Below are 25564 nucleotides of genomic sequence, written 5' to 3'. Positions count from 1 at the left end.
TTATGCATGAGCAGTAAGAATTTGATCTAAACTCTCTTGAATCGCATCAATACCTACTCGTTGGCTAAACTGATAGAAGTTTTCTTTTGGCCGTTTCTTTTCTTTAAAGAAGTACAACAATTGTTCGAGTACTACATTTAGCTCATCAGCATCAACTTTTCCTTTGAGCTTCTCATTAAACTGAGCCACATCTTTTTCTAATGTACCACCAACATAAATTTCAAATGCCTCAACCATTCCTTTATCCGGCGTCTTCATTTTAACTCCTTGAAGGCCAATATCAGCAATTTGTCTTTGACCACATGAATTCGGACAGCCGACCATATGGAAACGAACCGGTACATCTAGTGATAATTTAGTATCAAGGTATTCAGCAACTCGTCTCATTCTTTCCTTCGTTTCTACGATTGCTAGATTACAATATTCAATTCCTGTACAGGATACAGAATAACCAATAAAACCATTAGGGTTAACATGGATACGTTCGAATAGCTTTTCTTCAAGAAGCGCATCTACTTTTTCATTCGGTACATTTGGTACAATTAAATTTTGTGAATTACATGTACGAATTTCACCGTTTCCATACTCTCTTGCAATTCGAGCAAGATCAAACCACTCATCAGAACTCATACGACCTACAGGTACATTAAAACCAACATAGCTTAAACCTTCTTGTTTTTGTGGATATGCACCATAAAAATAACCGGCATTCCAGTCTTTTACTTGACACGTTCCTTTTGCTGGGAGTTCACCGTAATATTCTACTAGCTTGTCTTTAAACTTCTCAACACCCCAGTCAGCAATTAAAAACTTTAACCGAGCACGATGACGCTTTTCACGATATCCAAAGTCTCGGTATATTGACGTAATCGCAATGGCAACGTCTTTTACTTGCTCTGGTCGAACAAAAACGTCAAGTTCTTCTGCTAGATAAGGTTTTGCAGATAATCCACCACCGACTTTTACGTGGAAACCTACAACTTCTTCGCCATCGATTTCTTTTACTGCTGGTGTAAATGCTAAACAGTTAATAAGGTCGTTTCCAGCATTATGTACATTAGCTGAAATGGACATCTTATATTTACGCGGTAAGTTTGAGAAATCTTCATTAAGTTGGAAGAAACGATACACGTCTTCGACAATTTCACGTGTGTCAAACAATTCATTTGGATCAATTCCCGCTAATGGATTTCCGACAATCGTACGAGGAATATCTCCACATGCTCCAACTGAAGATAAACCAACACTTTCTAAACGTTTAAAAATATCAGGCATTTGTTCAATTGTTAACCAGTGATATTGGATCGCCTGTCTCGTTGTAATATCAATGACATCACGGCCGTAATCACGTCCAATACCAGCAAGTACTTCTGCTTGTTCATTCGTGATAATTCCAGAAGGAATATTGACGCGCATCATAAAATACCCGTCTTCTTTCGGCTTTTGCAAATAAAGACCTGCCCACTTAAACAAGCCCCACTCCTCTTTCGGAATAGCATCAAAGCCTTCCTTTGCATATTTATCGATGTCATTTAAAATTTCAAGACCATCTTTAACTAACTTTTGTTTCTCCTCTTTACTTATCTTTTCGCTTTTAGCCCACGTTTTCTCATAAGCCATTCTCTTTTGCCCCCTAAAAACTTCTGTATTAAATGATTTCTTTGTCCTCTAAATATTGTACGACAAGGTTAGCTGCTTCTTCAATTGATAATTTATCCGTTTCAATCGTTAACTCTGGAGAAGACGGTTCTTCATATGGTGAGCTAATCCCAGTAAAGTCAGGTATTTCTCCTGCTCTAGCCTTCTTGTATAACCCTTTTGGATCTCTTTGTTCACACTTTTCAAGAGAGCATTTCACGTAAATTTCAACAAACTCATCAGCTTCAACAATTTTTCTGACATTTTCACGATCCTCACGAAAAGGGGAAATAAAAGCTGTACTCGTAATGACCCCTGCATCAACAAAAAGCTTTGCCACTTCTCCGATGCGACGAATATTTTCTTTTCGATCTTCATCACTAAAACCTAAGCCTTTATTTAATCCGTGCCTGACATTGTCTCCGTCAAGAACATAACTATTAATCTTTCTTTCAAATAATAGATGGTCAACCGCATTTGCTAACGTGGATTTACCTGATCCAGACAAGCCTGTGAACCATAAAATAACACTCTTATGTTTATTTTTAACTTGTCTTTGAGATTTGTCTATAGTAGATTGATGCCAAACGATATTTTTACTCATACTTTCACCGCCTAAAATTATAAATTCATATAGTTTTACTATGTTTTAAAGTAGAAGAAATTAAAGCTATTGTCAATAGCTTTTCTTATATTCCTCCACCTTGATCATGTAGAGCACGTTTTTCTTTTTTAACTGCTCTAGCTAAACTAATCGAGCCAACCGTTGCGATAAAGACACTTACAATGACGACGGCCGTGTAAAAATCTGCTTGTAAGAATACGAGAATAAGACCATAGCTCATTACTAATGAAAAGACTGGAGAAACAACCCACACTTTTATAATCTTTTTTATAATTCCCTTTTGCCATAATTGGAATCCGTTATCTGCCGTCCCAATCCCAACGATCGCAGAAGTCGTTACTTGTGTTAACGGAACAGGTAATCCGAAAATTGAAGCGATAATGACTAATGTACCACCTGTTGTTGAGACGGCAGTTCCTTGCATTAATGAAAGCTTCGTAATCCGCTTGCCATTGGTTTCAAGAACACGTCCACCTAATAGTATTGCTCCTAATCCAACCAATAAGCCGCCGAGGATTACTGCTGTATTAAGATCAATTAAGCCTGCCCCAACGAGAGGTCCGACTGCATTTGCTACATTATTCATCCCTGCAGCATACGCTTCTAAACACCCCGATAATATTAACAAAACAACAAGTATCTTCTTCCATTTTCCTTTCCCCTTCAGGCTAGGAAACTTCTTCTCAAGCTTCGTAATCAGCTTTCCTGACACGTAAGCTAACAGAAACGCAATGACCGGTACAATAACCCAAAAAGAAACGATTAGCATCAGCTTTTGAAAATATAATGATTGAAACGCAATACCTGCCCCAACAATTGCCCCAACGACTACTTCACTTGTCGATAAAGGGATCCCTAATAAATTAGCAATAAATAAAGTTAAACAAGCTGAACCTAGAATGATGATGACTAACTTAACATCTATAAGCGAGGAGGGAATAATCCCTCCTCCAATCGTTTTAACAACTTCACCACCGGCCAATGCCCCAATAAATGCACTAACCGCAACTAAAATCATCGCTACTCTCTTTTTCGGAATAGCACCACTACCATAAGCAGGTCCCATCGCTGCAGCTGTGCCACTAGCACCAATATTCATAGCAAAAAATAAAGCAATAATGAAAGCAATTGAAGTTAATAGCATATTCCAATCACCACATTAGTCCGATGATGATATTTCCTCATAGTGATCTCTTCTCCTTATGCATGAACCTTGCTCATGCCACGTATTAAAACTTCTACAACTTCTTTACGGCTAAATTCTGGTGGTGGTGTTTGACCGTTACTTAACATTTCACGCACCTTTGTTCCTGATAAAATGACATGATCTTCTTTACCATGCGGGCACGTTTTCGTACTTGCCATGTTACCGCAAGCTTTGCAATAAAAGCTATGCTCAAAGAATAAAGGCAAAATTCCTAGTTCTTCTTGAGTGAAATTTTTAAAGATTAATTGAGCGTCATACGTACCGTAATAGTCACCTACTCCTGCATGATCACGACCAACAATGAAATGTGTGCAGCCATAATTTTTACGTACCATCGCATGGAAAATCGCTTCTCTTGGACCAGCATAGCGCATCGCAGCTGGGAACACTCCTAAAAATACTCGATTTTCCGGATAATAATTTTTTAATAACACTTGATAGCTTTCCATCCGTACATCTGCAGGAATATCATCCGATTTCGTTTCACCAACGAGCGGGTTTAAAAATAATCCGTCAACTATTTCTAGTGCTGATTTTTGAATATATTCATGGGCACGGTGTACAGGGTTTCGTGTTTGAAATCCTACGACAGTTGCCCAACCTTTTTGATGGAAAATTTCTCTCGTTTCTACCGGGTCAAGGTAAAACTCTTTAAATCTGTCACGCTCAATTCGCTTAACGAGTGTAATTGAGCCTGCTACGTAAATATTCGGTCGTGAAAATAGCTTTGCAACCCCTGGGTGAGCCAAGTCTTTCGTACGGTATACATTTTCTGCTTCTACTTCCTTATTTGGCTCATATATTTCAGTCACTTCAATGACACCATAAACGGAGCCATCTTTTACAAGCTTCACTTGTTCACCAATTATGAGCTCCGCGCTTTTTTCTTTTGTCACAGGCAACGTGATTGGGATGCTCCAAACGGTTCCATCAGCTAATCTCATTTTCTCTACAACAGATTGATAATCTGCTTGATTCATGAACCCTGTGAGTGGGCTAAATGCACCGTTAGCGATTAATTCTAAATCGGATAAGGCAAAATCATCTAATTCTATTTCCTTTACGATATGAGAAAAATCGTAGGATTCATTGATTAAGTTGATTAATTTACCACCATGTGCTTGTATTGTTGTCATTATTAAATCTCTCCTTTGTTATCGTTATTTTTTCTATAGATTGGAACTATCTAGTGAAAGATGTAGTCCACACTCCGTTTTTTGTGTATTCGCCCACCGACCACTTCTAGGGTCCATTCCTTCAGCTACTTGAGAAGTACAATGAAAACATCCAATACTTGGATAGTTATTATCATGTAATTCGTTATATGGTAGGTTGTGAAGCTTGATATACATCCAAACCTCATCTTCCTTCCAATGAATAAGTGGACATACTTTTATGGAATTAAACCTATGATCGATATTGACATATTGTGTATTTCTTCTTGTTGGAGACTGTTCTCTGCGTAACCCCGAAATCCAAGCTGAGTACTTGGAAAGCTCCTTTTCTAATGGTTCAAGCTTGCGCAATTGACAGCAACGATCAGGATCTCGCTCCCATAACTTATCACCGTACTCCTCTTTTTGCTTCTCTACAGTAAGTGGAGGCTGGATCATTTGAATATTTAGCCTAGGATACTTCTGTTTTACTTTATCAATCAGTTCATACGTTTCTTTAAAATGAAAGTTAGTGTCAAGGAAAATGATTGTTGCATCAGGTTTGATTTTACTAATTAAGTCAATTAACACTACTCCCTCCGCTCCGAAACTACAGGAATACACTAATTGGTCTCCATACGTTTCGTATGCCCACTTTAAAACATCTAGCGTGTCCTTACCCTTTAGTACTTCTTCATTTAAATGTTGTATTTCTTTTTCAGAAACCGTTTGAAAAGTTACCATTCCTACACTTCCCCTTCCCTTGAATATTAAAAATTTCACTTTAAACAAGACATCTAACGACATGACTTATTCCGTATAAAAAAAGACGGCATTCAGCAATTGATAAACGAAACTGAACGACGCCTCTAGTTTTTCTAGTCAGCTATTTTTTTGGGTATTATTTCAAGCGGATCTTTTCATTTTTTTCAATTTGAATAATTTTCTCATCTTGAACGACAATAGTGATTGAGCCGTACTTTAAATCGTTGAGGAGGAGCTTTATTTTTTCATATACTTGCTCTAGATCCTGTTCATTTCTTTTCCCCATCGGCTCTGCCTCCCTAAAATTTTAATTCCTTGTAATTTCATCAGATTTATATGTTTAATAGCATTATATCCATCTTCCACCATAGTGTCAACCAACTTTTTAGAAAAATAAAAAAGCTGACTCCAAATGAAAGTGCCACCCACATCCAATAAAAAAATGGATGCAGCTGACACATCATGAGCCAACTATTTATTGCTTAATTTCACCCGATACATTTGTAATTTCGACTGAACCACTACGATTTTCTAAAATCGTTACGTCTCCTTCAATTTGATCAACATAAATTGATCCTGAACCGCTTCGAATTTGAACCATTCCCGTTATTCTTTCAATATTAATTTTTCCAGTGCCACTTATTAATTTCACGTCTCCCGTATTATTTTCAATATGAACAGCCCCTGAATTGTTATTAATAGTAATATTACCTAAAGTATTCAATATTTCTAAAGCACCTGTCCCATCCGTAATTGAAAGATTCCCTTCAAAGTTTTCAACGCTCATTTTCCCTGCACCTTGGTTAAGTATTAACGAACTAGACAAATCGCTTAACCTTAAATTGCCCCCATCATGGTTTATAACCACTTCAAGATGCTTTGGGATAAAAGCCTTAATATGAATTCGCGCCTCGATAGTAGACTGATTGTCACGATCTATGTTTGTAATTAAATGGGCTTGATCTCCTTTTTGATCTAATAATATCGTCATATTCTCTTCTTGAAACTCCTGTGCAAGCTCTTCTTCTTCACTTCTTGATGCAAATGTAGCGATCACTTTTATATCATCCCGAGTTTCACCAATAATTTCGACTTCTCCTTCATCTAAATCCATCATCACACTTTGCAACTCAGATGCATTCAATGTGATTTCTTGATCTACTTGAACCATTTTTAAATTACAGCCAGCTAAAAATAGAGAAATAAATACTACAACTAAAATACCAATTTTTTTCATTTTTTTATAAATACCCTTCTTTCACCTTTATCATAACGGCAATACAATACCACATGACACATTACGTGTACAGTGAAAACTTAGCGTCTTTTTACAAGGTCAAAAAAGTTTATTAGTTCTGCTGGTTGCTTATTCATAACGATAACTTCTGTTCGAAATCCTTCTTTTTCTCTTTTCAGGAACGTTTCTTTCGTAATTGGTCTTGGCGCTGACCAGGTTAAAGACTTAATATTCTCCCACGAATCATGGGTGATAATTTCTTGTTTATAATAATAGCAGTTTCCAGATGGATATTGCTTACAAATATACTTAACCGTCTGTTTTGTATGCATTGACGTTCAGCTCACTTTTCAACTTTTCATCTAGTCTGACCAGCTTTAGCGATTTTCAAACGAAAACTGCTTATTATAGCTAAGATAAGCGGAAGGTGTCTGCCTTATCGGCGACAAGCGCTGGACCGAAACGACCTCGAGCCGATGATACCTGAAGATAGACATCTTCGAAATTTTATACTCCCTTATTTTTAAAAATGTTTAGCATCATTAAGGGAACAAAGTTAACATAAGGAAAATATAACTATATTGGCCTGACTTAGCTGCAAATCATGTTTAGTATTCATCAGTCAACCCTTGACATACATATAATAAATCATTGGAGCGTTTTCCGTTGTTCTTGACAAAATTTTCTGTTCCCCCTAGTATTGAATTGTGCACAATTACTTCGTATTTACAATTTTTATAGAGAAGAAGTGATGCTAATCATGCTACAGAAGCTAAAAAATAGTAATATTATGGATAATGAAATTAAAGAATTAATGATATCCGCCGATAAAGTTGCTCATGTCCAATTAGGAAACCCTCTTGAGCATGCCCTTCTCGTTCTAATTAAATCTGGTTACTCTGCGATTCCTGTTCTGGACTCCTCATACAAACTACATGGACAAATAAGTAAAGCATTAATTTTGGATTCCATTCTCGGACTTGAACGATTTGAATTAGAACGACTGAATGAGCAGCGTGTGGAAGATGTAATGGAAGAAAAGATACCTTGGATTAATAAAAACTCTACCTTTTCTAGAGCATTGGCGATGTCTATTAATCACCCATTTATATGTATACTTGATGATGATCGCTCTTTTATAGGTATTTTGACAAGGAGATCGATCTTAGCTTTAATTAATCGTTACCTTCAAAAATAATGTCGGATAAACTGGTCACCTACAAGGTCGATCAGTTTATTTTTATTTCAATAGAATGGTAAAATAATTTTGTTACATCAAAAGAAAGGGGATTTAAAATGACCACTACAGCATTATTTTCTTCTATTACGATAAAGAATGTTACATTACATAATAGAATCGTGATGTCACCAATGTGCATGTATTCTGCCAATGATGATGGAAAAATTACACCTTTTCACCTCACTCATTACGGAAGTAGAGCGATAGGTGGTGCAGGGTTGGTTATGCTTGAAGCCACTTCTATCACACCAGAGGGGCGTATTTCAAATCAGGACCTTGGGATTTGGAGCGATGAGCAAATTGATGGATTACAAAAAGTCGTTGATGAAATTCACCAGTACGGTTCAAAAGCAGCGATTCAATTGGCACACGCTGGTCGCAAGGCGATGGCTGACGGTGAAGCGATTGCACCAACTGCACTTGCTTTTAATGAAAAAATGAACACCCCCATTGAAATGAACGAAAATATGATTAATGAAACAATTGAGGCATTTAAAAGGGGAGCAATGAGAGCAAAAGATGCTGGTTTTGACATTATAGAAATTCACGGTGCACACGGTTACCTAATCAACGAATTTTTATCACCATTAACAAATCATCGTGAAGATCAATTTGGTGGAAGTCGTGAAAATCGTTATCGCTTTCTCGAAAAAATCATTGATTCGATCAATAGCGTTTGGAATGGACCATTGTTTGTAAGAATATCAGCAAATGAATATACTAAAGGTGGAAACGAAATCGAGGATTTTATCTATTTTGCTATGCGGATGAAGGATCAAGGTGTAGATTTAGTGGACGTAAGTAGTGGCGGAGTTGTGGCCGTTCCGATTCAACCTTATCCGGGGTATCAAATCACTTTCGCCGATCAAATTCGAAGCAAAGCCAATATTAAAACGGGGGCTGTTGGTTTAATTACATCAGGTCTTCAGGGAGAGGAAATCTTACAAAACGGGCGAGCAGATCTCATTTTTATTGGACGAGAGTTATTAAGAAATCCTTATTGGCCATTACAGGCAGCAAAAGCGCTGAACACGAACATCACTCCACCAAAACAATACGAGCGTGGTTGGGTTTAATCAATTTTATTCGTCTTAATAGTGCGGCAAATCGCTGTCGCACTTTTTTATGTAGAGTTAACATAGTACACACTACTAAGTTAAAAATAGGATTGGATTTAAAAAACTCCAATCCTATTTTTATGCATATATATTGACGAGCAGTCCTTTAATTTCTCCCACCATATCTAGAATTTCTAAGCCTTTTTTCTGTTTATCTAAAACGGCATTCGTCAAATCTAGAAGCTTACGATCAACCTCTTGGACGATTTTATATACTTTCGTTCGGCCACGCCGGTTAAATCCACGTTTTTCCTCTAAGCGAAGACCCAATTCTACCGCATCTTCCATAAACTCCTTAATAAGCGCTTTATATTTGCGTAACTCATCTACTGTACGAGTATCAGCTAACACTTTTCCTTGATCATCAATTTTTTGCATCAATTGATTGATCCGTTCATATGCTTTTTCATCCCGTTGTTTCCCCATCACTTCAGAAAAAGAAACGGAAGCCGTCGGACCTTGTTTTTTTGGCTCGACTTTATTTAAATTGGCTCTTCCAATCCTCTGAACATCCATGTAATTCCCGCCTTCACTTAAAAGTCTTTATTTATTTTATCATACGGTTATAAAATGAATAAGTCCAAGAAACATGGAGACTTGGTCAAAATTGGCCAAGTCTCCACACCTATCCATTATTGAAGTAATTGAAGTACACCTTGTGGTAACTGATTTGCTTGTGCAAGCATCGCAGTAGCCGATTGGTTAAGAATATTATTCTTCGTAAACTCCGTCATCTCAAGTGCCATATCCGCATCACGTATACGAGATTCAGCTGCTGTTAAATTTTCATGCGTTACTTGTAAGTTGTTGATCGTATGCTCCATACGATTTTGTGTAGCACCAAGTTTTGATCTGGCTTCCGAAATTTTATTAATCGCTTGGTCTAATGCAAAAATAGCACTATTAGCTCCCTCATGCGTCGTTACATCGATCGTTTCAATACCAAGTGTTACAACGTCCATACGCGGAATATCGATCATGACTTGCTGGTTCGTATTAGGGCCAATTTGAAAAGCTAGGGCGTTATTCGTTACATTAAAGTCAGTTGCAGGAATGAAGTCTGCTTCGCTTGCAGTTTGATCTACATTAACAGGTCCATACTCTCGTCCATTTGCTACAATCGTCCATGCCTGGTCATCATTAAATAATGTATCTTCTGTCACTAGGTTATTATCTGGATTGTCTGGATCATAAGCAGTATATACTTTTGCATCTTTAAACTCTGTTCCAAGCTTACCTAATAATTGCTCTACAGAAATTGACCTTGGAGTTACCGCTCCTGGAGGGTTACCTTCACTTGCAATTTCAACTTCTATTGTATTTGTAGGTGAAACTACTGCAGTGAATTTTGAAGAAATATCACTATTGAATGTATACTCAATCCCACCGTGCGTTAATTTTCCATTGTTTGTTACATGATTTCTAAGTGCTGCGTATTCTTGACCATCTTTCATCGCTGAAGCATTTAGCTTTGCTTCCATTGATACTTTTACTGTACCAGCACTATCAATTTTAGATGCATCGATCAATAATCCGCCTACTTCTACTGAGTCTGCACCAGGTCCTACAGTAATTGATTTATCTGTTTGAATAGGCAACCCATCCGGTCCAAATACTGAAATTCTTGCATTTCTAATTCCCTCTTGATCATTACGATAATAATCACGAACTTCAACTCTATATTCACCTAATTGTTGCCCCAACTCTGGCAAAGCAAATGTAATATCATTTTTATCGTATCCTAATCCTGCGGATGGCTGCTTTACATCTTTAACAATTTCAACATCACTAACATTGATTTGATATTGTCCAGTTTCTAAATTAGCATTAACTACTTTCGGTGATCCAACTAAATTAGCAAAGTGCTGATTTCTATCAATAACCGTTAAAACAGCACTAGACCCATCTAGTAATTTCCGAGTATTAAATTCCGTTTTTTCTGAAATGCTATTAATCTCTAGCTTTAATTGCTCAATCTCTTTTTGAATTTGATCGCGGTCATACGTTGTATTCGTATCATTTGCCGCTTGGACTGCCAACTCACGCATACGTTGAAGCATCGTATGTACTTCTTGCATTGCCCCTTCAGATGTTTGCATTAATGAAATCCCGTCTAAAGCGTTACGTTCAGCTTGTTTAAGACCACGGATTTGTGATCGCATCTTCTCTGAAATCGCTAAACCTGCTGCATCATCAGCTGCACGGTTAATACGAAGTCCTGATGAAAGCTTTTCTAAATTTTTTGATGTATTAAATTGATTTTGATAAAGGTTACGATATGCATTGAGTGCTTGAATGTTATTGTTAATTTTCATGCAACGTGTACTTCCCTTCTATTATTCGTAAATTGACGTTTGCTCGTAAGCATTGGCCTTCTGTTTTATCGTTTTCGGTTGAATGTCGGTATTCTTTTTCATCGCTTGATTCCAAGCGGTCATAATTTCAGTTAAGAGGTTTAGAACTACTTTTACTAGCTCAGCGTTTTTTGTATAGTTTGCTTGAATGAGTTGGTCGGCCATATAGTTATAGATGCTATCTAACTGGTCAGCTACAATTCCAGCTTCGTAATTAATTCCTCCACCAAGGCGATAAATAATATCGTTAGCTTTTTGGAGGAAATCATTTGCTTTTGTAAATTCTTTATCATCAATTGCTTTTATTGCTAGTTCAAGATTGTTATAGCATGCTTCATAAAGTAATGCTGTTATTTCTTGTGGAGATTTTTTATGAAGTGCTTCATTCGTCAAAATTTGTGTCAAGACTACACCCCACTCCCATATTTCTACTTTTTTTATCGACATATACCTACTATTGTTTAATACTTTTTCTCCATTTCTTCTATAAGAAGTAATATTTCTGCCATAACTGAGTACAGCTGCGGAGGAATGTTATCTCCTAAATCCATATCCAATAAATTTTCTACTAGTAATGGATCTTCTTGCATATGGATATTATTTTTTTTTGCTAGATTAATAATTTGATTAGCTATATCACCTTTTCCTTGAGCAACGACTTTAGGAGCTCCTCCCTCTTCCTTGTCATACTGAATAACAGCTGCCGTTTGCCCATTTGTGACTCGTCGTTGTTTATGATTAAAGTGTTTGGATACCATCATATTTTTAAATCAAAACCTTTCTCTGTAAAAATAGGTTGCTGTGTTTGTTTCGAAGCATCATTTATTTCTGATGGAGAGGATTGTTTTTCATCTGCTGTTAATTTTGTATATTTAATTCCATTTACGTTATAGCCAATTTCTTTAATCTTATTAACGCAATGATCCACAAGTGGTTCCATTCTCGTTTGGAACATTGGTTGATTGTTTTTCAACGTAACAGATAAATTTCGATCAACAACAGAAACCATAATACCGACCTCACCTAATTTAGGAGTATCTATTAAAAAGTATAAATTACAGTTTTCCCAGTCAACTTGCTGACCTTCATTTCTTGAATTAACAAAAACTTGTAGATTTTCAACTTGCTCCTCTAGTAAAAATGGTAGATTAAAAAACATACTTTGAAGATTTCCTTGATCTGATTTACTAAGCAGTTGCTGACCAGTTAAATTATTTAACGCTTGATTCGCTTGTTGACTGAGTCGACTATTTTCTTCTTCTCCTTTCATTAAGGTCATTAATGCTGCCTTTAAGTTTCGCTGATTTGCCTCTTGCTCGACTTGTTCACGAGAATTGGCTAGTAGCATTCCTAGTTCACTATCGTGGTTCAAGCCTAGGTTTCGGACCATCTCAAAAGCTTGTCGCGCCGATGATTCTTGACCATATATAGGCTTTACGATCTCGTTCAATTGGTTTAAAACATGTTGATTAGGAGTCCTAGTGTCAAGTAGCTGTCTATCATTATTAATAAAATGCATCACTTTTGTTTCAGACGGTTTAAATTGCAAGCGTTCAACTAACCCTTTCACGTCTTGAACGATTCGATTTGCTTCTTGATGTTGACCTTTGGAAAGTAATTTTTTTGCTTCTGCCAATTGACTACTAGCTTGCATTAACCTTTTTTCTGTCTTCATATCTGTTAATAACATCATTTCACTTTTTAAGATCGCGTTATCTAGCTTTTTTATTGTTGTTTCTAATAAAGGCTTTGCTTGATGCTGTGCTTGGTTTTTATATTGGTCAATGAGACGAGTTGCCACATCTAGATGTCTCGTAATCTCCCGTTGAAGATTTTTAAAATCTACCGCAGCTTGTGCTAACTTTTCAGTAATTGTCGTTACCGCTATATCTTTACTATTTAATTGAACGCTCGTCTGGAATTGTTCATTGTTTATATAATGACTTTGCTCAGCAGACTGTCTAGCAACTTCTGTGATCTGTGTTTGTTCTTTAGCGACTGCTTGTTGTTCAAGTTCGGTTAGCACTTGCATTAATTGCTGCCTGGCCGCCATTTCTCTTCCTTGGTTTTGTAGCTGTTTACTTTCTTCTGTAGCTTGATTCAATTTATTAACGATTTGTATATCACTATTTGAATTTTGATTAATTTGTACCTTCATTTGTTCAATTGCACGTTCTATATTCGCTTCTTTTTGGAGGAGTTGTTGCATTTGTCGAATAGCTTCACTTAGACGCTGATCATTGAGCTGTCCTTGAAGGTTTACACTTGTTTGTTGTTCTTGTCGGTTAACCCCAGCTGCTTCAGACCTTGCTGTTGCATGTTCAGCATTTAGTAAAGCTTGTGATAACCGTTCTCGTGCAACATTTTCGATTTGCTCGGTTTGACTAATCACTCTCTCTACCTGGGCTTGGATACTTCGATCAATCTTCTGATTGGAAGTCTGATTTCGAAGTTGCTCTAAACTTCTTTGGGTATTTTGTTCACGCCCGAGCTGTTCTCTCACTTCACGGATCGCTTCGTGTGATCGAATATTTTCTTCAGTTCTTGGTTGGTTTGTAAGCTGTCTTTCCATTGCTTGGAGAGATTGAGCCATCCGGTCTTGACTTACTTGTAAGAGTTGTTTTGCTTCTTGATTAGCTTTTTGAACCGATTGTGCTGTATCACGCTCTATCACGGGGTTGTTTACCACTCGTTGCCGGACTTGTTCTACCACTCGTTGCATATTTGCTTCTCGTAGAACCTGATCACGTAACTGGCGTATTTGATCCCTTACTCGATGACCTGATACTTGTCGTTGCTCTGCACTACTTACATTTTCTGTAGGCTGCTTTCGACTGGCATTACTAGCTGCTTCGTTGCTCGCAACAGATCCTTTTTGGCCAAATTCGCTACGCTGTTGCTGTTCAAAGCTACGAACAGCGTCCCTTGCTTGCTGCTCTCTAATTTGTCCAGCCTTTTCAGCCTCTTCATTAGACTTTAGGTTCGAGTCGATTTGTCGTGCAATATCAGATAAAACATGGCCAATTGAGCGACCATGTAGCGCTTCATGGACAGCTTGCACTTGGGAAGGAGTTACTTCTATTTTTTTATTTGCCATCGCTTGGATCGTTTGTTGCCGCTGTTCTCTCGTCCCCTGATTAGAATTAAAGTATCGCTGTAGCTCTTGAACTGCTTCCCTTGTTAAAGGAACTCCTTTGTCGAGTAACGTTTGGGCGGCTTGACGTAACTCGGGTGTCGGCAATTGGGTTGCTCCAAGGTTTCGTAGGACATGATTTATACCTTTATGATCCTCTTGCTGAGTAGTTAACCCACTTCGATCGTCTCCAAGCGAGCGAACGACAGGAATATCTTGTCTATTATCACTTACTTGAATCGTTACTCGATCTCCAGATGGCACACTCCCTTCCCACCTTGTATGAACTTCTCGACCACGGATTTGAAGTATAGCTCCATTTCCCTTTAGGCGCTCTTTAACAGTTGCTCTATAAACTTCACCTTCACGCAAATTTAACGGACGATCTGATGGCTGATTAGCAGTATTTGTTGATTGGTTTGTAATTTGCATCTTGTTCACTCCCGGACATTATCTCTATCGTTAATATCGGTACAACTTACAAAAAGGTTTATGAACAAATTTTGGAGAGTTGATAGAGAAAACAATATAAATATTAGGCTCTTTTCTCAGAGATTGTTACTTTTAGCTTTTGGACCGTAAGCCAAGCGGATGCTTGGCTCTTCACGCATAGCGTGAAGGTTTTGAAAAAACGGTCCAAAAGCAACAAAGTTTACGAAAACAGCCAAATATTAAAAATTTAATAACTACTAGCAACTATATTTTGGATTAAACGAGTAGCTCAAACCCTTATGAGTCACCCGCACTCACTTTAGAAAATCTTTATCTAGACTCGTTCCGCGTGTTTTCTGATCCCGTAGTTGCTCACTTCTTTCTTCTCCTATCTGTCCCCCTTTTAAAAGTGAATGCTGGCCAAATTTCGTTCGAATTTCATCTACTGTTTTTGATAGCTTCCACTTTTTCTCATCATCTTTATATGAAAATAAATCCAGTTGTTTATAGGCTTGAGACTCTTCTATTAAATCCATCGCTGTAATACCGAGTAGACGTATCGGTTCTCCGTTCCAATATTTGCTCCAAAGGAAAAGTGCTGCTTCTAATATGTCATCACTCGTTTGAACCGGACTTGTTAGCTTCCTGCTCCTTGTAATGGTCTTTCGATCACGATACCGAATTGTAATCTGAATGTTTTCGCTACAAACTTTTTTTATCTTTAACCTTCTCCCTACTTCATGCGCTAAATTAGTAAACACTGTTTTAATTTTTACGTGATTAATCGTGTCTGCCGGCAATGTAACTGAATTTCCAACGCTTTTAAAATCAGAGACAGAGTCTGGATCGACTTGACGTTCATCGATACCATTGGCCCGCTCTACTAATTTTTGACCATAAATTCCAAGTCGTTCTTTAAGTACAGAAGAGTCGAATTGAGCTAAATCTCCAATTGTTTTTAAACCAAGTTGATTTAACTTCGTAGCCGTTTTTTCACCAATACCATGCATTTCCAGTAATGGCAAGGGCCAAAGCTTAGTAGAAAGATCTCGTTTTCTTAGTACTGTAACACCAAGAGGCTTTTTCATTTCACTTGCCATCTTAGCAAGAAACTTATTAGGAGCTATGCCAATACTACAAGGTAAAATTAAGTGCTCCAGTAAACGTCTTTGAATATCTTGTGCTTTTTGAAGAGGTTCAGCTCCTTCATAATGGGACATGTTCATGTAGCCTTCATCAATTGATACCGGTTCGACCAATGGGGAATACTCACGAAGAACTTCAAACATTTGTAAGGATGCTGACCGATATTTTGTAAAATCAGGAGCTTTAATGATCAAGTCTGGACACAAACGCTTCGCTTGCCAAACAGGCATCGTTGCTTTTACTCCTTTTGCCCTCGCTTCGTAGCTACAAGTTACAACAATCCCTCGTCTTTCTTCTACATTCCCAGCAACCGCTACAGGCTTTCCTCGTAAACTTGGATCATAAGCTGCTTCCACTGATGCATAAAACGAATTCATATCAATATGAAAGATAATTTGTCTTTTCAAAATCATCACCTGTAATAATTATAAATTAAAATCGATCATGAGATTCCATCCTCCGATAATTTGCCACAAGGTTTAACAAGGTAAATAAAAACGAGTGCAAGTTTTTATTCAACCTACACCCGTTTGGATATCACCTATACTTTATCTGTTAGTAGTACTTCTTAGTTAGGATTTAAGTTTAATAGTTCACATGCTGTAAAAATACCGGCTGGTCCTGCTCCTATGATACATCGTACTTATTCATAGTCCGGTCACCTTCTATGTCATATTTATGAGCCTTAACTATATTATCAGGCGAGGTGGAGAGTTCCAATCATATACCGAACGTTTTTTTATATTTTACTTCATTGTTCGTCTTCACTAATTTTACTTGAATTGCTCGTTCTTTCTACCCATTGAACAAAATCATGCCCATGGTAATGCTTACAAAAGTCTTTAACAAATAGGAATGCACCTTCTAACCTTTTCCTTTGTTCTTCATTATGGTTTAAATAATCCATAATATATTCGGAAAACCGGTATGAAAATTCTGAAGTTTCCTTTCGTTTTTCCTCTCCTGCTGGCGTTAACATTACATATGAGATCCGTAAATCATTTTCGTCTTTTATTGTTTGTACAAGACCTTTTGTCTTTAGCCGTTTTATGACTTGCATAACAGTGGATAAATCCCACAAACCAACCTTCGCAATTTGCGACATTGAAACCTTTTTCTCAAAGTAAATAATCCAAATCATATGTTGTTCTGATTGAGTAATTCCAACCTCTTGAGCAGATTTTTGCCAATCTTCATCAACTACTTTATATGTGGCTCGAAAATAATTTAACATTTGATGAATAGAATTATAATCCAAATTTTCCCTTCCTTTCTCCTAAACCATAATCTTTTGTATTTAACTATATTTTACTTTTATTCACGTACTTTTCCAATATAGTGTACCAAAAAATTGAAAAGAGCCCAAAGTATTTGGACTCCTTCATAGGTTTTATTTATTTGTAACCGTTTGAACAATCGAGACAACAGCTTCAGCTAATTTCACTAACTCTGAAATTGGCATACGCTCATTTTTTGTATGTATTTCTTCATACCCAACTGCAAGGTTAACTGTTGGGATACCAAACCCAGCAATGATATTAGCGTCACTTCCACCACCACTTTTTAATAAACGCGGTGTACGTTCGATAGATGTCATTGCAAGCTTTGCGACCTCAACTACTTCATCACCATCTCCAAGTTTAAATCCTGGGTACATGATATCAATATCAACATCTGCCGTAGTACCAAATTCCTTTGCTGTATCTTCGAATGCAGCTTCCATTGCTGCAACTTGTTTTTCCATCTTTTCTGGAAGAAGTGAACGTGCTTCAGCTAAGATCGCAACATAGTCGCACACAATATTTGTTTGTGATCCACCTTCAAACCGGCCGATATTAGCTGTCGTATCTTCATCGATTCGTCCTAGTGGCATTTTTGAAATAGCTTTGGCGGCTACTGTAATTGCTGATATCCCTTTTTCAGGTGCAACACCTGCATGAGCTGTTTTCCCATGAACGACAACCTTTACTTTCGCTTGAGTCGGTGCAGCAACGATTATATCACCAACAGGACCATCGCTATCTAAAGCAAAACCAAATTTCGCTTTTAACAAAGAAGGATCCAGCTCTTTTGCCCCAACCAACCCTGATTCTTCACCTACTGTAATGATAAATTGAATCGTACCATACTCTATATTCTGTTCCTTTAATACTTTGATTGCTTCAAGCATGACCGCTATTCCAGCTTTATCGTCAGCCCCTAAGATCGTTGTCCCATCAGTTACGATATATCCGTCCTTAATCGATGGCTTTACGTCTTTACCAGGAACGACGGTATCCATATGAGAGGTAAAATAGATCGCATCTACACCTTCTTTTGTACCTGGTAAAGTACAAATTAAATTTCCAGCTCCATGGCCCGTTTTTTCGATCGTATCATCCTCAATAACCTCTACACCAAGCTCTTCGAATTTTCTCTTCAATACAGGTGCAATCAATTCTTCATGTTTGGTTTCGGAATCAATTTGAACGAGCTCTAAAAACTCATCAACTAGACGTTGTTCATTAATCATTTATCTGCCTCCATCTGCTATTGTCACTATAAATGGTACAATACTTTCCCAGCAATTTCACCTTTTAAGAAGGTCAATAAATAGTAAAGATTATTCCGTCTTATTCTTTTCACAAAACTCATAAAGAATACCACCTGCTGACTTCGGGTGAATAAATGCAACTTGAGCACCACCTGCACCACTTACAGCTTCATTATTAATCATTTGTATACCTTTCTCTTTTATTTCATTTATACGATCTTGAATTCCTTCAACACCTAAAGCGATATGATGAATACCTTCTCCTCGTTTAGCTATGAACTTGGCGATGGGGCTATCCTCATGTAAGGGTTCTAGTAACTCAATTTTTGATTCACCAATTTTAATGAATGCGACTTTAACACCTTGTGAAACGACTTCTTCAATAGCTAGTAGTTTTAAATTTAATTGCTCTGTGTAAAAAGGCAATGCCTTTTCTATTGATTGAACTGCAATGCCAATATGATCAATTTTTTTCGGGGCATGTAGATTTTCCATAAGACTTCCACTCCTATTCAAGTACTTTTTTACAAATTACTACATAATTAGATGTGCTATCATTTAGGTATTCTCTAACATAATCGTTTTTCCTGCTTTATTGTTAACAATGAGAAACTTGTTTAAGTGTTCGTACATAAGCATAAAAAAACCACCTTGTTCAAAAGCCTAATACAAGGTAAAATAAATGTAGTATGTCTTTAGGAGGGTACTCATATGTCACGCAAATTCCAAAAAGTGATCATTTACGTTATGATTGCAACATTAGTATTAGGAAGTTTACTTACTGGAGCTGCTTTTTGGCTTTAATCTCATATGAAGAGGCTCACTCATTTATAGGAGTAAGCCTCTTTTTTTTATTCGATTGCTCCTGCTTTTCTTGCTAAGTCATCAAAGCTCTCAGATGTATTTATTATTAATACTTTGGTACCTAGTGGAACTTTTTCATATAGTTCTTCAACGCTTTGATTTTCCATCCTCACACAACCTGCCGTCACATAGTGTCCTATCGATTGCGGGATATTTGTCCCGTGTACCCCATACATTCTTCCGTCTGTTTCTAACGCATCAAAGCCGATCCACCTTGTTCCTAAAGGGTTGTCTTTAGCACCACCTTGAATGTCTTTTTTGCGATAATAAGGGTTAGGGGCTTTAACAACAATCATAAACTCCCCTTCAGGTGTTAAGTCTGTCTGCTTTCCTGTTGCAACGGAATACACTTGTTGAATAGCTCCATCATTGATATAAGCTAATTGATTCGTTTTTTTATTTACGATAATATACGGATCCCCAACTAGAGGGTTTTCCCCTAATGGCCAAATCGGAGAGACCACGAGTATTATAGATAAGAAAAGAGTTTTAAACATAGGAACGCCTCCAAAATGTGCTCTTTTCCTTATTTTTCTTATTCCCCTTGTTTTTATTCTTGGCTGTTTTCGTAAACTTTGTTGCTTTTGGACCGTTTTTTGAAAATAAAATAGCCTTTTCAAGACAAATTCATTTGTCTGAACGGCTATTTTATTTTCAAAACCTTCACGCTATGCGTGAAGAGCCAAGCATCCGCTTGGCTTACGGTCCAAAAGCTAAAAGCAACAATCTTTGAGAAAAGAGCCTTATTCTTTTATTTGATTTATCATCGATTTTTTAATCAAAGAATCTTTAATTAATAAGTATTTTTCTAGTTCATGCATAACGTAATAAAGCGATGACCTGATCTCAAATTCTTGCCTAGTTTTTGGTAATTCCATCTGTTGAAACTCTTCTTTCATTTGAGCAAGTTGATCAAGGAAATAACTAGCCGTATTTAATGGGCCAACAGCTTGACTTAATTGTTCTAGAAAGCTAGATATTTTTATACTTTGAACGACAGTTTCATCTAATGAAGAAATAAACGGCATCACTCTTTCAATAATTTCAAACTGTTTTTCACGCATCTTAAAATAGTGATAATACTGATCTTCATACCGTAATAAATGATTTTCAATATTTTTTATTGCGATATCTTTAGCATCCTGTATTAATTCATAGGTTTCAGTAAGTTCTTTACCATCCCATAAATTATTACTATCTCGTAGGTAATTTGAAAACTCACTTAAAATTAATTTAAAATTTTCTTCGATCTTTTTTTGATACTTATATAAATCATTATCTACACTAGGCATATATAAGTTCATTAGCAATGCAATGCCTATTCCAATAATGATAATGTATAATTCATTTAAAAAAATGCTTACAGAAACTGTTCCAAGGCTATAAATATGTAATATGATTACGCAACTTGTTACAATACCTTCTTTTACTTTCAGCTTGACAGAAAGAGGGATAAAGAATAAAAGCAACAGCGTTAAGGAAATTGGATGGTAACCAATTAGTTCAAAAACCAGAAAAGCTAATACTAATCCTAATAAGCACCCTACAAACCGTTGCCATGAAACCGATAATGAACTTCTTCGCGTTACTGAAATACATAATATCGTAAGAATTGCTGCGGATACATAAAAATCTAATGAAAACCACTGAGCAATCGCAATCGAGATACCAGCTCCAACTGCCGTCTTCAACGTTCGATACCCTATTTTAAACATGAAGTTCTCCTATCAATTAGTATAGAAAAAAGGTGATCACTTATGACCACCTTTTATTATAAGGCAAAAAATATAAATTACCATCTACATGCTAGCTGTTTTAAAAATACAACCGTAATTTCACAGAACCTTTTGCAGAAAATCACGCGCACGTTCAGTTTTAGGTTGAATAAAAAATTCACTTGGAGGTGCATCTTCTAATAGCCGTCCATGATCCAAGAAAAAGACACGGTCTGCTACTTCTTTAGCGAAGCCCATTTCATGAGTAACAATTGCCATCGTCATCCCTGTTTTCGTTAAGGATTTCATAACATCTAACACTTCTTTTACCATTTCTGGATCTAAAGCAGATGTAGGTTCATCAAATAGCATTACTTCAGGATCCATTGCTAATGCACGAGCAATGGCAACCCGTTGCTTTTGTCCTCCCGAAAGGCGACTCGGATATTCGTTTTTCTTTTCTAGAAGACCAACTTTTTTCAGAAGATCTTCAGCTTTAGCAACAGCTTTAGCCTTATCCATTTTCTTTACAGCCATTGGTGCATACGTCAAATTTTCTAGTACTGTCATATGCGGAAATAGGTGAAAGTGTTGGAAAACCATTCCGATTTGCTGCCTTATTTTCATAATGTCTGCTTTGAAATTCGTTAACTCTATATCATTAAACCACACTTGACCTGACGTTGGCTTTTCTAACATATTTAAACAACGAAGAAATGTAGACTTCCCAGATCCAGATGGGCCGATAATAGCAACAACTTCACCTTTATTTATCGTTGCTGAAATTTCTTTCAAGACTTCTAACTTTCCAAACGATTTAGATAAATTTTGAACATTAATCACTACGTTTTAGTCTCCTCTCAATTAGTTTACCAAGGAGAGTTAATCCCATTACTAAAATATAATAAATTAAACCTGCAATCAGCAATGGTTCAAAATAGGCAAATGTATTGGAAGCAACAACTTGAGATCTTCGTAAAATGTCCATTACACCGATGACCGAGACAATCGCCGATTCTTTTGTAAGTGTAATAAATTCATTAAAAAGTGCAGGTAAAATATTTCGGAATGCCTGTGGCAAGATAATCTTGACCATCATTTGATTATAAGGGATCCCTAATGCTTCTGCTGCCTCTTTTTGACCTTTATCAACTGCCTGAATTCCAGCACGGATAATCTCAGATATGTAAGCAGCGGAGTTAAGACCAAATGTTAATACACCTGCTTCATATGCAGAAATATTATAGTCAATTAACTGCGGAGTCGCAAAATAAATAATGGATAGTTGTAAAATTAGTGGTGTACCACGAAATATAGATGTATAAATGTCCGATAAAATAATTAAAAATCTTATTTTTCCAATCTTAAGAACTGCCAGCATTGTGCCTAATAGCAAACCAATTATTAAAGACACACTAACAAATTTTAACGTGACCCATATCCCTCCCATAATAAAAGGGATAGAGGGCACGATTTGGTTAAAATCCAAATTCATGCCCGTATCTCATTCCTCTCTCCAATTATTCGTCAAACCATTTTATAATTAACTCTTCTAATTTTCCATTCTCTTTCATTTTATTAAGTTCTTCATTAAATGGATTTAATAGTTCACTACCTTTTGGAAAAGCAATCGCAGATCCTGCTTCTTCTGTCTGTGGTAATAAGAAAGAAGCTAATTCTTCATTCTTTTCTAAATATCCTTTAGCCACAGTATCTTCAATTATAGCAGCATCAATACGACCAGCTAATAATTCTTGAATTAATTCCGGTATACGATTACGCTTTTCAACTTGTAATCCCTCTAGTTCAGGTGCTAGTACACTTTCTGCCTCTTCTTCCTGAATTGAACCTAGTTGCACACCAAGCGTTTTACCCGTTAAATTTTCTACAGTATTAATTTCACTATCGGCTCTTGAAACGATTAAGTTATTCGCCTCATGGTAGATATCAGAAAAATCTGCACGCTCTAATCGATCTGGTCTTGGAGTCATACCAGCTAAAACAAAATCAACACGTCCACCTTCTAAAGCAGGAATTAGTCCATTAAACTCCATGTCTTTTACTTCAAACTCATATCCTAATTGCTCCGTAATATGGCGAGCTAAATCTACATCAAATCCAACAATTTCACCTGTAGCTTCATCAATGGATTCGAATGGTGGGTAGTCTGCAGATGTTCCCATTACTAGTACTTTCTTGTCTTCTTGTCCGCAGCCAGCTAATAATCCTATTGAAACTAAAGCTGTTAAACTCAATTGTAAAAATCTCTTCATTTTTTATCCCCCTGATAAGCTTATAATTTTGTATATTCATTAATATTTATTCACCTTGACGTATCTTAACACACCAAAAAAAATTTGAAAAGCTTTTTTTATAAATTAAATCGTACATTTATAACTGTTTAAAACTTCATTAAATTAATAATAGTGACAAAATTTTTTAGTAATTTAATTTTATTGCAATACTATTATTAGCATTTTTTTAAGAAAAACACCTATTCAACTATTTTCTATTAAATTTTTATTCATAACAAAGAGACACAAAGAGCAAAACATTCAATGCTCTTTGTGTCTCTATACCAAAACCTATAAAGTTATAGTCCCTTCGCGATGGTACTCATCCATCTTCCGAATAACCTCTTGTGAAGGTTGTTTCCCTAACGATGATATGATGAACATCGTTACTAAAGAAAGTGGTAGCGCTATCAATATTTCCGAATTATAAGGCATGCTAAACCCTAAAAAGAGGATCATAAATGATACTCCACCAACAAGCAATGACCAGACTGCTCCTTTGCGAGTAGAACGTTTCCACCAAATTCCAAGTACGAGCGGACTAAATAATGCTGAAACCATAAAACCAACCGCGGCAGTATATAGGACAATTAAGAACGGAGGTGGATTTAATGTTAATAACATTACAGCTATACCCACCACCCATGTAAAAATAACAGAGGCCCGTAATACTTGTTTATGACTCGCCTCGGGTGAGAAAAACCCTTTATAAAGGTCATACGCAAATGCACTACTTACTGCTAATAAGAGGGCATCGGTAGACGACATAACAGCCGCCATAATTCCTGCAGTAATGATCCCCATAAAGATTGGACCAAAAAATTCATTGGCTATTAACAACAGCCACATATCAGGTGCATAATTTTGTAATGCTGCTGCCTCTAAAGTTGCGACATATGGAACAACTACTAATGTCGCCCCTAGCATTAGTAGTCCAAAAATTAACATACTTATATTTAGTGAAAGTTTTGCTGAACGTGCATTTTGCGCTGTAAATATTCTCATCACTAGATGCGGTGTTACACAAACTGCTGTAGCCCAAGTAATAAATGCACCTATATAAGCTGCTACAGGTACAGTTGCTCCAACAACTCCGAGAGCCGGGTTGGCTACTGTCGCTTCCATTAGAAACGAAGGCCAACCAACCGGAAGATGGTAAATTCCTGCAATTACAATTGATAAAATTAAAAAGATCATCATAAACCCTTGTAAAATATTTGTCCAAGTTACAGCTAACATCCCGCCTAAAGATACATAAAAAATGAAAACTAATGTAATTATTACTAAGCCCCATTCATATGAAAAACCAGTTACATATGAAGCAATCAGACCTCCGGCTCTCATTTGTGACATCAAATACATTGCTGAACCTATTATTATAACAAGTGGAATAGCGACTTTAAAAAAAGTTCCCCCATATCGATCATTAATAAATTCTGAAACAGTAAACTTTCGCGAGTTTCTTAGAGGTTTAGCAACGAGGATACTTGCAATTGAAAATCCAACAATTGATCCAACTGTCATCCACGCAAGGAATGGAAAGCCTAAGCTCCAAATCGTCCCTACTCCAGCCATAAATGAACCACCACTTCCGAGCGCAGCAAGCATCGCTAATGAGTTGACACCTGTCCCTATATTTCTTCCAGCCACGTAATAATCATCGATACTAGTGTTTGACTTAGCAATTCGTTGCTGTGTAATTAAACCAAGAATTACTAGGAACAATAAATAAGCAACCATTATTGTTAACTCAACAGTTTTCATTTACTACACCTCCTTATAATTGTTGATGCTTTGACTGATCTACGATAATCTTGGACTTACTATCGTTTAGAATAAACAATATTGCAACAATTGGAGCAATCAAATGAAGACCATACGCCCCCCAGGCTAGTAACGTAACATTAAAAATCATAATGTTATAACTCCACGGTAAAAAGAAGATCAGTGAGTAAACAATAATTCCAATTAATAAACAACTGTCACGGCGTGAAAGAGAGTACCACTGCTTATTCATGAAAAATCCCTCCTATTTAAAATAATTCATGTTGCTCTTCAATGTTTCTTTTATTGGATTTAATGTGCGCGAATAGCTTTATCACTAGATCT

The 25564-nt window shown here is 36.8% G+C and carries 27 protein-coding genes; 3 read left to right on the top strand and 24 right to left on the bottom strand.

Going from position 1 to position 25564, the window contains the following annotated elements:
* The 8 genes from J0N78_RS11250 to J0N78_RS11215 form a co-directional block, all read right to left on the bottom strand.
* Complete coding sequence (locus J0N78_RS11250; protein WP_209123180.1) at positions 1-1620, bottom strand: nitrite/sulfite reductase; 1620 nt, start codon at positions 1618-1620, stop codon at positions 1-3.
* Between the two features lie 28 nt (positions 1621-1648).
* A complete protein-coding gene (cysC, locus tag J0N78_RS11245; RefSeq protein WP_209123178.1) occupies positions 1649-2242 on the bottom strand; it encodes an adenylyl-sulfate kinase in 594 nt (197 codons plus the stop codon).
* Positions 2243-2327: 85 nt separating this feature from the next.
* Positions 2328-3407, bottom strand: coding sequence for a sulfate permease (locus J0N78_RS11240; RefSeq protein WP_209123177.1), 1080 nt, complete (start codon positions 3405-3407; stop codon positions 2328-2330).
* Positions 3408-3463: 56 nt separating this feature from the next.
* On the bottom strand, positions 3464-4606 hold the full coding sequence (sat, locus tag J0N78_RS11235; protein WP_209123175.1) for a sulfate adenylyltransferase: 1143 nt from the start codon (positions 4604-4606) through the stop codon (positions 3464-3466).
* A 33-nt stretch (positions 4607-4639) separates the two neighbouring features.
* The gene (locus J0N78_RS11230; RefSeq protein ID WP_209123174.1) at positions 4640-5368 is read right to left on the bottom strand and encodes a phosphoadenylyl-sulfate reductase; all 729 of its coding nucleotides are present in this window, start codon (positions 5366-5368) and stop codon (positions 4640-4642) included.
* Between the two features lie 157 nt (positions 5369-5525).
* Positions 5526-5675, bottom strand: a complete 150-nt coding sequence (locus tag J0N78_RS11225) for a YezD family protein (RefSeq protein ID WP_209123172.1) — start codon at positions 5673-5675, stop codon at positions 5526-5528.
* A 189-nt stretch (positions 5676-5864) separates the two neighbouring features.
* A complete protein-coding gene (locus J0N78_RS11220; protein ID WP_209123170.1) occupies positions 5865-6626 on the bottom strand; it encodes a DUF4097 family beta strand repeat-containing protein in 762 nt (253 codons plus the stop codon).
* A gap of 80 nt (positions 6627-6706) precedes the next feature.
* Complete coding sequence (locus tag J0N78_RS11215; RefSeq protein WP_209123168.1) at positions 6707-6958, bottom strand: hypothetical protein; 252 nt, start codon at positions 6956-6958, stop codon at positions 6707-6709.
* Positions 6959-7386: 428 nt separating this feature from the next.
* Between J0N78_RS11215 and cbpB the strand changes: the two genes are divergently transcribed.
* Both cbpB and namA read left to right on the top strand, forming a co-directional pair.
* Positions 7387-7824, top strand: coding sequence for a cyclic-di-AMP-binding protein CbpB (cbpB, locus tag J0N78_RS11210; protein WP_209123166.1), 438 nt, complete (start codon positions 7387-7389; stop codon positions 7822-7824).
* Positions 7825-7922: 98 nt separating this feature from the next.
* Complete coding sequence (gene namA, locus J0N78_RS11205) at positions 7923-8942, top strand: NADPH dehydrogenase NamA (protein ID WP_209123164.1); 1020 nt, start codon at positions 7923-7925, stop codon at positions 8940-8942.
* A gap of 120 nt (positions 8943-9062) precedes the next feature.
* On the opposite strand, the gene J0N78_RS11200 is transcribed toward namA, so the two are convergent.
* The 9 genes from J0N78_RS11200 to mce form a co-directional block, all read right to left on the bottom strand.
* Entirely contained in the window at positions 9063-9500 is a 438-nt protein-coding gene (locus J0N78_RS11200) for a YaaR family protein (RefSeq protein WP_209123162.1), read from the bottom strand.
* A 116-nt stretch (positions 9501-9616) separates the two neighbouring features.
* Positions 9617-11299 carry a flagellin N-terminal helical domain-containing protein gene (locus tag J0N78_RS11195; protein ID WP_209123161.1) on the bottom strand — a complete coding sequence of 561 codons (1683 nt, stop codon included), beginning with the start codon at positions 11297-11299 and terminating at the stop codon, positions 9617-9619.
* Between the two features lie 21 nt (positions 11300-11320).
* Complete coding sequence (fliS, locus tag J0N78_RS11190; protein WP_209123160.1) at positions 11321-11743, bottom strand: flagellar export chaperone FliS; 423 nt, start codon at positions 11741-11743, stop codon at positions 11321-11323.
* A gap of 56 nt (positions 11744-11799) precedes the next feature.
* Positions 11800-12099, bottom strand: a complete 300-nt coding sequence (locus J0N78_RS11185; RefSeq protein ID WP_209123158.1) for an EscU/YscU/HrcU family type III secretion system export apparatus switch protein — start codon at positions 12097-12099, stop codon at positions 11800-11802.
* Positions 12096-14903: a coiled-coil domain-containing protein gene (locus J0N78_RS11180; RefSeq protein ID WP_209123156.1), complete on the bottom strand. Its 2808-nt coding sequence runs from the start codon at positions 14901-14903 to the stop codon at positions 12096-12098. The genes J0N78_RS11185 and J0N78_RS11180 overlap by 4 nt, the downstream gene beginning before the upstream one ends.
* A gap of 314 nt (positions 14904-15217) precedes the next feature.
* A complete protein-coding gene (locus J0N78_RS11175) occupies positions 15218-16462 on the bottom strand; it encodes a DNA polymerase IV (protein WP_209123323.1) in 1245 nt (414 codons plus the stop codon).
* A gap of 338 nt (positions 16463-16800) precedes the next feature.
* Positions 16801-17307, bottom strand: a complete 507-nt coding sequence (locus J0N78_RS11170; protein ID WP_209123155.1) for a MarR family winged helix-turn-helix transcriptional regulator — start codon at positions 17305-17307, stop codon at positions 16801-16803.
* 132 nt (positions 17308-17439) lie between these two features.
* Positions 17440-18561 carry a M20/M25/M40 family metallo-hydrolase gene (locus tag J0N78_RS11165; protein ID WP_209123153.1) on the bottom strand — a complete coding sequence of 374 codons (1122 nt, stop codon included), beginning with the start codon at positions 18559-18561 and terminating at the stop codon, positions 17440-17442.
* A 90-nt stretch (positions 18562-18651) separates the two neighbouring features.
* Positions 18652-19077 (bottom strand): methylmalonyl-CoA epimerase, encoded by a 426-nt coding sequence (gene mce, locus J0N78_RS11160; protein WP_209123151.1) that lies wholly within the window; start codon positions 19075-19077, stop codon positions 18652-18654.
* Positions 19078-19293: 216 nt separating this feature from the next.
* Between mce and prli42 the strand changes: the two genes are divergently transcribed.
* Entirely contained in the window at positions 19294-19386 is a 93-nt protein-coding gene (gene prli42, locus J0N78_RS11155; RefSeq protein ID WP_209123149.1) for a stressosome-associated protein Prli42, read from the top strand.
* Between the two features lie 47 nt (positions 19387-19433).
* Here prli42 and J0N78_RS11150 read toward each other — a convergent pair whose 3' ends face one another.
* The 7 genes from J0N78_RS11150 to J0N78_RS11120 all read right to left on the bottom strand — a co-directional run bounded on the left by J0N78_RS11150 (position 19434) and on the right by J0N78_RS11120 (position 25472).
* Complete coding sequence (locus J0N78_RS11150) at positions 19434-19943, bottom strand: L,D-transpeptidase (protein ID WP_209123147.1); 510 nt, start codon at positions 19941-19943, stop codon at positions 19434-19436.
* 246 nt (positions 19944-20189) lie between these two features.
* Entirely contained in the window at positions 20190-21161 is a 972-nt protein-coding gene (locus J0N78_RS11145; RefSeq protein ID WP_209123146.1) for an aromatic acid exporter family protein, read from the bottom strand.
* Positions 21162-21281: 120 nt separating this feature from the next.
* On the bottom strand, positions 21282-22004 hold the full coding sequence (locus J0N78_RS11140; protein ID WP_209123144.1) for an amino acid ABC transporter ATP-binding protein: 723 nt from the start codon (positions 22002-22004) through the stop codon (positions 21282-21284).
* On the bottom strand, positions 21997-22656 hold the full coding sequence (locus J0N78_RS11135) for an amino acid ABC transporter permease (RefSeq protein WP_209123142.1): 660 nt from the start codon (positions 22654-22656) through the stop codon (positions 21997-21999). The genes J0N78_RS11140 and J0N78_RS11135 overlap by 8 nt, the downstream gene beginning before the upstream one ends.
* 25 nt (positions 22657-22681) lie before the next feature.
* The gene (locus tag J0N78_RS11130) at positions 22682-23434 is read right to left on the bottom strand and encodes a transporter substrate-binding domain-containing protein (protein WP_209123140.1); all 753 of its coding nucleotides are present in this window, start codon (positions 23432-23434) and stop codon (positions 22682-22684) included.
* Positions 23435-23746: 312 nt separating this feature from the next.
* Positions 23747-25219: a sodium:solute symporter family protein gene (locus J0N78_RS11125; RefSeq protein ID WP_209123138.1), complete on the bottom strand. Its 1473-nt coding sequence runs from the start codon at positions 25217-25219 to the stop codon at positions 23747-23749.
* 13 nt (positions 25220-25232) lie between these two features.
* Complete coding sequence (locus tag J0N78_RS11120) at positions 25233-25472, bottom strand: hypothetical protein (protein ID WP_209123136.1); 240 nt, start codon at positions 25470-25472, stop codon at positions 25233-25235.
* Between the last annotated feature and the right edge of the window lie 92 nt (positions 25473-25564).

Source organism: Alkalihalobacillus sp. BA299, from assembly GCF_017745675.1.
Lineage (GTDB): Bacteria > Bacillota > Bacilli > Bacillales > Bacillaceae_F > Alkalihalobacterium.
Note: the sequence above shows the minus strand (reverse complement) of the source record. Positions and strands in the feature narration are given on the sequence as shown.

Bases quoted from the DNA above. Each gene is read 5' to 3' on its own strand.
- J0N78_RS11250 (WP_209123180.1), bottom strand. From the start codon at position 1,620: ATGGCTTATGAGAAAACGTGGGCTAAAAGCGAAAAGATAAGTAAAGAG.
- cysC (WP_209123178.1), bottom strand. From the start codon at position 2,242: ATGAGTAAAAATATCGTTTGGCATCAATCTACTATAGACAAATCTCAA.
- J0N78_RS11240 (WP_209123177.1), bottom strand. From the start codon at position 3,407: ATGCTATTAACTTCAATTGCTTTCATTATTGCTTTATTTTTTGCTATG.
- sat (WP_209123175.1), bottom strand. From the start codon at position 4,606: ATGACAACAATACAAGCACATGGTGGTAAATTAATCAACTTAATCAAT.
- J0N78_RS11230 (WP_209123174.1), bottom strand. From the start codon at position 5,368: ATGGTAACTTTTCAAACGGTTTCTGAAAAAGAAATACAACATTTAAAT.
- J0N78_RS11225 (WP_209123172.1), bottom strand. From the start codon at position 5,675: ATGGGGAAAAGAAATGAACAGGATCTAGAGCAAGTATATGAAAAAATA.
- J0N78_RS11220 (WP_209123170.1), bottom strand. From the start codon at position 6,626: ATGAAAAAAATTGGTATTTTAGTTGTAGTATTTATTTCTCTATTTTTA.
- J0N78_RS11215 (WP_209123168.1), bottom strand. From the start codon at position 6,958: ATGCATACAAAACAGACGGTTAAGTATATTTGTAAGCAATATCCATCT.
- cbpB (WP_209123166.1), top strand. From the start codon at position 7,387: ATGCTACAGAAGCTAAAAAATAGTAATATTATGGATAATGAAATTAAA.
- namA (WP_209123164.1), top strand. From the start codon at position 7,923: ATGACCACTACAGCATTATTTTCTTCTATTACGATAAAGAATGTTACA.
- J0N78_RS11200 (WP_209123162.1), bottom strand. From the start codon at position 9,500: ATGGATGTTCAGAGGATTGGAAGAGCCAATTTAAATAAAGTCGAGCCA.
- J0N78_RS11195 (WP_209123161.1), bottom strand. From the start codon at position 11,299: ATGAAAATTAACAATAACATTCAAGCACTCAATGCATATCGTAACCTT.
- J0N78_RS11185 (WP_209123158.1), bottom strand. From the start codon at position 12,099: ATGATGGTATCCAAACACTTTAATCATAAACAACGACGAGTCACAAAT.
- J0N78_RS11180 (WP_209123156.1), bottom strand. From the start codon at position 14,903: ATGCAAATTACAAACCAATCAACAAATACTGCTAATCAGCCATCAGAT.
- J0N78_RS11175 (WP_209123323.1), bottom strand. From the start codon at position 16,462: ATGATTTTGAAAAGACAAATTATCTTTCATATTGATATGAATTCGTTT.
- J0N78_RS11165 (WP_209123153.1), bottom strand. From the start codon at position 18,561: ATGATTAATGAACAACGTCTAGTTGATGAGTTTTTAGAGCTCGTTCAA.
- mce (WP_209123151.1), bottom strand. From the start codon at position 19,077: ATGGAAAATCTACATGCCCCGAAAAAAATTGATCATATTGGCATTGCA.
- prli42 (WP_209123149.1), top strand. From the start codon at position 19,294: ATGTCACGCAAATTCCAAAAAGTGATCATTTACGTTATGATTGCAACA.
- J0N78_RS11150 (WP_209123147.1), bottom strand. From the start codon at position 19,943: ATGTTTAAAACTCTTTTCTTATCTATAATACTCGTGGTCTCTCCGATT.
- J0N78_RS11145 (WP_209123146.1), bottom strand. From the start codon at position 21,161: ATGTTTAAAATAGGGTATCGAACGTTGAAGACGGCAGTTGGAGCTGGT.
- J0N78_RS11135 (WP_209123142.1), bottom strand. From the start codon at position 22,656: ATGAATTTGGATTTTAACCAAATCGTGCCCTCTATCCCTTTTATTATG.
- J0N78_RS11130 (WP_209123140.1), bottom strand. From the start codon at position 23,434: ATGAAGAGATTTTTACAATTGAGTTTAACAGCTTTAGTTTCAATAGGA.
- J0N78_RS11125 (WP_209123138.1), bottom strand. From the start codon at position 25,219: ATGAAAACTGTTGAGTTAACAATAATGGTTGCTTATTTATTGTTCCTA.
- J0N78_RS11120 (WP_209123136.1), bottom strand. From the start codon at position 25,472: ATGAATAAGCAGTGGTACTCTCTTTCACGCCGTGACAGTTGTTTATTA.